Raw genomic sequence first — 7047 nt, 5'->3', positions numbered from 1 at the left:
CCGCCATGATGGCATTGACCGAGGTCTGGCGTAGTATGTTGAGCAGGTTGTCGGCGGTGAAGAAGTTGGGGCTTAAGGCCGAGACCACGCCGATCAGCACCAGCAGGGCGACCAGGGATTTGTTCTCGATCCACCAGGCCTTGCTCATGATGCCACGGCGGGAAAGGGGTTGGGTTGTCATTGGGATGCCTCTTGCTCTGCTTGCCACTGTTTACCGACTGCCGCCGCCATCAGTTTCTCCTGATTGGCGTCACGGGTGTTGAACTCTGCGCTGATGCGCCCTTCGTGCATCACCATGATGCGATCGCTCATGCCGAGCACTTCCGGCATTTCGGAGGAGACCAGGATGATGCTCATCCCCTCCTTCTTGAACTGGTTGATGAGCTGATAGATCTCCTTCTTGGCACCCACGTCGACGCCGCGGGTCGGCTCGTCGAGGATCAACACCTTGGGCCGGGTCAGCAGCCCCTTGGCGATGGCGACCTTCTGCTGGTTGCCGCCGGAGAGCAGCTTGATCAGCTGCTCCTGACTCGGGGTCTTGATATTGAACAGGCGCACATAGTCGCTCACCGCCTGGCGTTCGGCCTTACCGTCAATCTTGCCGTGGCTGATGAACTCGCCAAGGGCACACAGACTCATGTTTTCGCGCACCGAGAGTTCCAGCACCAGCCCGTCGCCCTTGCGATCTTCGGAGATATAGGCGATGCCCGCAGCCAGCCCATCGGCCGGGCTGCGTGGTACCAGGGCGTGGCCGTCCACTTCCACTTCACCGGCGCTGATGGGGCTGGCACCGTAGATGAGCTTCATCAGCTCGGTGCGCCCTGACCCCATCAGGCCGCTAAAGCCCAGAATTTCCCCCTGACGCAGGGAGAAGCTCACCCCGCGCACACCGGGACCGGCCAGTGCTTTCACTTGCAGGCTGACGGGGCCAAGCTCGCGCTCAAGGCGCGGATACTGCTCTTCCAGCCGCCGACCCACCATCATCTCGATGATTTTGTCTTCATCGAGATCGCTTACCGCCTTCTCGCCGATCCACTTGCCGTCGCGCAGCACGGTGACCCGGTCGCAGATCTGGAAGATCTCTTTGAGACGGTGAGAGATGTAGACGATGCCGCAACCCTGCTGGCGTAGCTCGCGGATAACCGCAAACAGTTGCTCGGTTTCGGTGTCGGTCAGCGCATCGGTCGGTTCATCCATGATGATGACGCTGGCATCGAACGACAGTGCCTTGGCAATCTCCACCATCTGCTGTTCGCCAATCGACAGATCCCCAAGCCTTGTATCCGGCCCGTGCTTGACGCCGAGTCGGCCCAGCAGGCTGCTGGCGCGCTCGCGCAACTGCGGGTGATCGATGTTGCCAAAACGGGTACGGGGTTCGCGGCCGAGGAAGATGTTGGCGGCAATCGACAACTCCGGCAGCAGGTTCAGCTCCTGATGGATGATGCTGATCCCCTGATCCTGGGAGTCGCGGGGGCCCTTGAAGTGGACCGGCTGGCCGCGATAACTGACACTGCCCGCATCGGCTTGATAGATGCCGGTCAGCACCTTCATCAGGGTGGATTTGCCAGCGCCATTTTCGCCAAGCAGTGCCATCACCTGGCCCGGATAGACCCGCAGACCCGCTTCGTCGAGGGCGCGCACACCGGGGAAGGTCTTGACGATCCCGGTGAGCTCCAGAATGGGAGAAAGGGACGAGGAGGAGGTTGTGCTCATTTGCAGCTTCCTTGACGAGGCTTAAAACGCCACACCGGCGCAGAGAATAATATTAGCGTAGGGGGTGACCTCGCCGCTGCGCACGATCGCCTTGCTCTGACGGGAGCGGGTCTTGAACGCCTCGTGCAGGCAGTATTCGATGGTGATGGGCTTGCCTTGGGCCGCGGCGTGCGCCTCTATCTGCTCGACCAGTGCCTGATGGGCGGCGGGGCTGATCTGCTTGATCTCGCTCGCCATGATCACCTTCTCCACCACCAGATCGGTGAGCAGGGCGGTCAGCACGGTTGCAAGGCTGGGGGTGCCCGCCATCAGCGCCAGATCGATCCGCTCAGGGCCTGCCGGAATGGGCAAGCCTGCATCGCAGACCGTGATCTCGTCGGTGTGGCCCAGCTTTGCCACCAGTGCGCTCAGGGGAGCATTGAGCAATACGCCTCGTTTCATACAGCACCTCGGCAGACTCGCGTCCGCATATCTGATGTTCATCCAGGCAACCGGTTACGCAACCGGTTGCGTCATGTGAAAAAGATAGGCCCTAAGGCGCGTTCGATCCACCGTGAGAGGGTAGAAATGTGAAAACGATCTCAATGCAGAGGATAGGGAAGGGGAAAAGGGTGCCAGACAGGGCACTGGCACCCACAGATCGCGGGATCAGAGGGCTAGCTGCACACCGGGGCGTGCCCGCATCTGTTGATAGTGGGTCGCCCCCTTGGGGAACTCGCCGATGGCCACGCCATCGCGCATGTTTTTGCGGCACCTTCTAGCATCCAACGCTCATCGCAGCGGCGGGCCAAGGCAGAGAGAGCACCCCCACGACTGCACCCGACGGCTGATGCAGATGGGAAGCATCATACTGGCGTTTGTGATCAGATCCGGACGGAAGCTGTGTTGGCTGCGATGATGGCCCCTTATGAAATCAAAGACTTTTTGGCCAGCAGATAAGGGGAAAAACGGCTACGCATGCCGGGTCAAATCGCTATAATGTGCTCCCTGAATAGTGATTTCTCTGATGTTGGATAGTCAATTGAGTAATAAAATGCGGATCGGTGGTTCCCTCGAACAGTCCCTGAGTCAGGGATATCGTCTCGACCTCAAGGGGGTATTGCAGGAGAGTTGGCAACAGACGCGGCGCACCGGTTTCGGCCTGCTGCTGGCCATCGTCGGTGTCACAGCCATCTGGATATTGCTGAGCAATACCCTGCTGGCCCCCCACCTCAATCAGGAGGGGGGAATGGACATAGCCCTGGTGCTGAGCCTGCTTATCACCATCATGATGTCGCCCATGACCTCGTCCCTTGACATGCTGGGATTGCAGCAGTCGGTCGGTGTGCGTGCCCGCCCGAGCCAGGTTTTCGATTTCTTTCGCCACTTCCTGCGTCTCGGCAGCCTGAGTCTGCTCGGCAGTATGCTCACCAGCCTGTTTGGCCCCCTGTTTGAACTGGTGGGCCTGCCGGTGGTGCTGGCCTTCATCCCGTCTGCGTTGATCGGCATGGGATTGGTGTTCTCGGTGCCGCTGGTGCTGGAGCGCGGCTTGTCGCCGGTGCAGGCCATTCTGGTGTCGCTCAAGCTGTTTGCCCGCGGCTGGCCCAGCATAGTGTTGCTGCACGGTGCCATGTTGGTACTGTTTTTCCTGGCGCTGATCCCCATGGGATTGGGCCTTATCTGGGTGGCCCCCCTCTACTTCAACTGCAAGGGGATCCTCTATCGGGATCTGTGCGGGGTCGCGGTCGAAGTGACGGAAGTGACGGAAGTGAGCGAAGGCCCCGATCATTTCAATGCCTAGCGAGTCTGAGGCCAGACGATGGCAAAGGCATATTTCAGCGCATCATGAGTGCGCAATGCAAAAGGATGGCATATGAAGAGGACTCGACTTGGCGCTGCGGCAGGCTTGCTGCTGTTGCCCACCCTGGGGTTGGCGCAGCCTTCACTGGATCTGCAGTACAGCACCTTCTACAGCCAGATGAAGACCTTCGCCAAGGGGGAGTTTGGTCACGCCAGGCTGGGCTTTTATCTGACCGATCAGCAAAATGGCCAGCGCTGCCTGCTCACCTCGGCTCGGGTCTCGACCCTGGATCGGGACGTGGCCGCCGAGGTGACGGTAGACAGCGAGCTGCGGCTGCCCTACGACGACGATCTCAATCTGGACAAGGCGACCGTGGTGGTGGGGTTGACCGACGAACACACGGCCTGCGATCTGTCAGTGCAAGTGATGGCCGATGTGCAGCCCGTGTCAGGCAGCCAGTGGGATCTCAAGGTGGCTGAGGTGGTCAGGCGTCAGCAGGATATGCAAGCCCTGTTGAGTAAGCTGGCTGGCATGGTTGGCAAGTATTTCCTGCCCGAGATGGCGGGCGTGCGGGTGACTCTGATACAGCCGACGGGCACCGCCTATCTCGTCGATGGTGCCCGCCAGCAACCGCTCTCCTGGCAAGGGGGGCAGCTATTGCTCAGCAACGCGCAACTGGCGGATTTCGCCGCGGGCACGCTGCAACTGCAGGGTGACATACTGCGGTTGACCCCCTGGCTGCACAAGGAGTGAGCCAGCCGCTTGCCAGTGAGTTAAAAAAAGGAGCGCCAGGCGCTCCTTTTTTGTTGCTGCGGGCGTGTGTCTATCGTGCTTAGCGCACTTCAATCACATCCAGCATGTCCATCTCGTCGATGTCCAGCAGCGGCGCCTTGGGCAGTTCAGGTGGATCGAACGCCTTGTCACCGCCATCAATGATGCCGGAGTCACGGTTGATGCTCTTGAAGTCGAACAGTTTGTGATCGAGCAGGTGGCTCGGGATCACGTCCTGAATGGCGGTGAACATGGTCTCGATCCGGCCGGGGAAGCGGCGATCCCAATCCTGCATCATCTGCTTGATGGCCTGACGCTGCAGGTTCTCCTGCGAGCCGCACAGGTTGCAGGGGATGATGGGGAAGGCCTTGACCTCGGCATAGCGCACCAGGTCTTTCTCCTTGCAGTAGGCCAGCGGGCGGATCACCACGTTCTTGCCATCATCGCTCACCAGCTTGGGCGGCATGGATTTGAGCTTGCCACCGTAGAACATGTTGAGGAACAGGGTCTCCAGTATGTCGTCCCTGTGATGGCCGAGGGCAATCTTGGTGCAACCCAGTTCCTGGGCGGTGCGATAGAGAATGCCACGGCGCAGACGGGAGCAGAGGGCGCAGGTGGTCTTGCCTTCCGGCACCTTGTCCTTGACGATGGAATAGGTGTCTTCCTCGACGATCTTGAAGTCAACGCCCAGGGTGGCCAGGTACTCTGGCAGCACGTGTTCGGGGAAACCGGGTTGTTTCTGATCCAGGTTGACGGCCACCAGATCAAAATGGATGGGGGCGCTTGCCTTCAGGCTCATCAGGATGTCGAGCATGGCGAAGCTGTCCTTGCCACCGGACAGGCACACCATGATCTTGTCGCCCTCTTCAATCATGTTGAAGTCGGCAATGGCCTGACCTACGTTGCGCCGCAGGCGCTTCTGCAGTTTGTTGAAACTGTATTTATCTTTGGCGTTCAGCTCTTCTAGCATGCTCGTAAAACCCGGGACACAAATAAGCGCGTTATTATAGCCATGTCCCGGGGGAGGGCAAGATGCCAGGAAGAAAGGCGTCTTATGATTGACTGCGCCGGCGGTCTACCGGGCTGCTGTAATCGGCGGGTTTGAGGATCAGCATGTCGCAGGCGAGACGATCCACCACATGTTCGGCGGTATTGCCGAGCAAGGCGGCAGAGAGGCCGGTGCGACCGACGCAGCCCATGATCATCAGAGTGGCCTGCAGGCTATCGGCCAGATCGGGCAACACCTCTTCCGGGAGACCTTCCGCCACCCGAGTCCACAGATGACTGATCCCATATTTGTCGGCATGGCTCAGCAGCAGGCTTTCATGGTGCTTGCGAATGGCATCGTTATAGGCGTTGGGATCGAACTCGGGCAGTTCGATGGCCACGTTGACCGGGGTGCCGGGATAGGTGTTGACCAGGTAGAGGTTGGAGCCGAGCAGCTCGGCGATGGCGATCCCTTCCTCCGTGATCCGCTCGTTCAGCAGTTTCTGCTCCTGATCGTCACTGGAACAATTGATGGCAGCTATGATGTTGCCGCCCCGTTGCCAGTGGCCCTCCTTGACCAGCAGGACGGGACAGGGACACTTGCGCAGCAGGTGCCAATCGGTCGGAGTGAAGATGAAGGTTTGCAGAAACGAGTGATGGTGAGTCGCCTTGACCACCAGATCGTGGCGGTTCTCCAGCACTTCCTGAATGATGCATTCGAAGGGACGATTGTGCCAGACCACCTTGATCTCGCAGTCCAGCCCCTTGGCACGGTAGGGGGTCAGAATATCGTCGAGCCATTCACGGCGCTGGGCGATCACGCCGTGGCGCATCTCTTCCCGTTCGTCCACCGACAGCATGGCGGTCATCTCGTACGAGAAGTCGTAAATGGTGAGCAACAGGGTCAGTTGAGCGCCTTCATCCAGCTCAGCCACCTTGACCGCACGTTCGAGGGCAATTTGCCGTTCTTCTTCCGGGTTGATAACGACCAGGATTTTTCGGTACTTGACCATGTTCTCCTCCTCCTTGGCAAAAATACCAATTATGGCAGACCTTTAGCCATTACAGCTTAGCTCAGGAGGAGGGAAGGAGACGTGTGCCGGATCAAAATTCAGCGTAAACCGATCCGGCAACAAAGGGAGATTAACCGCTGGGAGGACGGGTGGCGCCAGCCATGATACCGAGGGCCACATGATCCAGCACGGTAATGTACTTGCCCTTGACGCTGATGAGCTCGGACTTTTGGAAGCGGCCAAGCAAACGGCTGATGGTCTCGACGGTGAGGCCGAGGTAGTTGCCAATATCACCGCGGGTCATTGAGAGGCGAAACTCCTTGGCGGAGAAGCCACGCTCGGAGAAACGCACCGACAGATTGTGCAGGAAGGCGGCGAGGCGCTCTTCGGCATTTTTCTTGGAGAGCAGCAGTATCATCTCCTGATCGCCCATGATCTCGTTGCTCATCAGTCGCATGATCTGCTGACGTAACTTGGGCATCTTGCCGGAGAGCTCGTCGAGCACGTCGAACGGGATCTCGCACACCATGGCCGTTTCCAGCGCCTGGGCGAAGGAGGGATGGGCATGCTTATGAATAGCATCGAAACCAACCAGATCACCTGCGAGGTGGAAGGCGGTGATCTGCTCATCGCCTTGTTCCGTGATGGTGTATGACTTGATGGTCCCGGAACGGATCGCGTAGAGCGATTTCAGCTCATCGCCTGCTTTGAACAGCTCCTCACCCTTCTGGATCGGCTTCTTTCGCTCAATGATGCTGTCGAGCTGATCGAGTTCGCTGTCGT

General features: G+C 59.0%; 7 protein-coding genes and 1 pseudogene. 2 read left to right on the top strand and 6 right to left on the bottom strand.

Annotation, left to right across the window (positions count from 1 at the left end; translation table 11 throughout):
- The 3 genes and pseudogenes from rbsC to rbsD all read right to left on the bottom strand — a co-directional run.
- A pseudogene (gene rbsC, locus AAC083_RS06895) lies at positions 1 to 181 on the bottom strand (ribose ABC transporter permease); the annotation flags it as partial.
- Positions 178 to 1713 carry a ribose ABC transporter ATP-binding protein RbsA gene (rbsA, locus tag AAC083_RS06890; RefSeq protein WP_108535427.1) on the bottom strand — a complete coding sequence of 512 codons (1536 nt, stop codon included), beginning with the start codon at positions 1711 to 1713 and terminating at the stop codon, positions 178 to 180. The pseudogene rbsC and the gene rbsA, both read right to left, overlap by 4 nt.
- A gap of 21 nt (positions 1714 to 1734) precedes the next feature.
- On the bottom strand, positions 1735 to 2154 hold the full coding sequence (gene rbsD, locus AAC083_RS06885; protein ID WP_042037825.1) for a D-ribose pyranase: 420 nt from the start codon (positions 2152 to 2154) through the stop codon (positions 1735 to 1737).
- A gap of 592 nt (positions 2155 to 2746) precedes the next feature.
- Between rbsD and AAC083_RS06880 the strand changes: the two genes are divergently transcribed.
- A complete protein-coding gene (locus AAC083_RS06880) occupies positions 2747 to 3493 on the top strand; it encodes a hypothetical protein (protein ID WP_181364590.1) in 747 nt (248 codons plus the stop codon).
- A 72-nt stretch (positions 3494 to 3565) separates the two neighbouring features.
- Positions 3566 to 4246 (top strand): DUF2987 domain-containing protein, encoded by a 681-nt coding sequence (locus AAC083_RS06875; protein WP_108535425.1) that lies wholly within the window; start codon positions 3566 to 3568, stop codon positions 4244 to 4246.
- Between the two features lie 79 nt (positions 4247 to 4325).
- Here the strand turns inward: AAC083_RS06875 and ttcA are convergent, their stop codons facing one another.
- From ttcA to AAC083_RS06860, 3 genes are all read right to left on the bottom strand, one after another.
- A complete protein-coding gene (ttcA, locus tag AAC083_RS06870; protein WP_042037821.1) occupies positions 4326 to 5234 on the bottom strand; it encodes a tRNA 2-thiocytidine(32) synthetase TtcA in 909 nt (302 codons plus the stop codon).
- Positions 5235 to 5316: 82 nt separating this feature from the next.
- Complete coding sequence (gene uspE / locus AAC083_RS06865) at positions 5317 to 6264, bottom strand: universal stress protein UspE (protein WP_108535424.1); 948 nt, start codon at positions 6262 to 6264, stop codon at positions 5317 to 5319.
- Between the two features lie 130 nt (positions 6265 to 6394).
- Positions 6395 to 7047 (bottom strand): FNR family transcription factor (locus tag AAC083_RS06860; RefSeq protein ID WP_108535423.1); only part of this gene is annotated, 653 nt, incomplete at its 5' end.

This window comes from Aeromonas sp. HMWF014 (genome assembly GCF_963878295.1).
GTDB lineage: Bacteria > Pseudomonadota > Gammaproteobacteria > Enterobacterales > Aeromonadaceae > Aeromonas > Aeromonas popoffii.
Note: the sequence above shows the minus strand (reverse complement) of the source record. Positions and strands in the feature narration are given on the sequence as shown.

Coding starts and splice junctions, on each gene's coding strand:
- rbsA (WP_108535427.1), bottom strand. CDS start 1,713: ATGAGCACAACCTCCTCCTCGTCCCTTTCTCCCATTCTGGAGCTCACC.
- rbsD (WP_042037825.1), bottom strand. CDS start 2,154: ATGAAACGAGGCGTATTGCTCAATGCTCCCCTGAGCGCACTGGTGGCA.
- AAC083_RS06880 (WP_181364590.1), top strand. CDS start 2,747: ATGCGGATCGGTGGTTCCCTCGAACAGTCCCTGAGTCAGGGATATCGT.
- AAC083_RS06875 (WP_108535425.1), top strand. CDS start 3,566: ATGAAGAGGACTCGACTTGGCGCTGCGGCAGGCTTGCTGCTGTTGCCC.
- ttcA (WP_042037821.1), bottom strand. CDS start 5,234: ATGCTAGAAGAGCTGAACGCCAAAGATAAATACAGTTTCAACAAACTG.
- uspE (WP_108535424.1), bottom strand. CDS start 6,264: ATGGTCAAGTACCGAAAAATCCTGGTCGTTATCAACCCGGAAGAAGAA.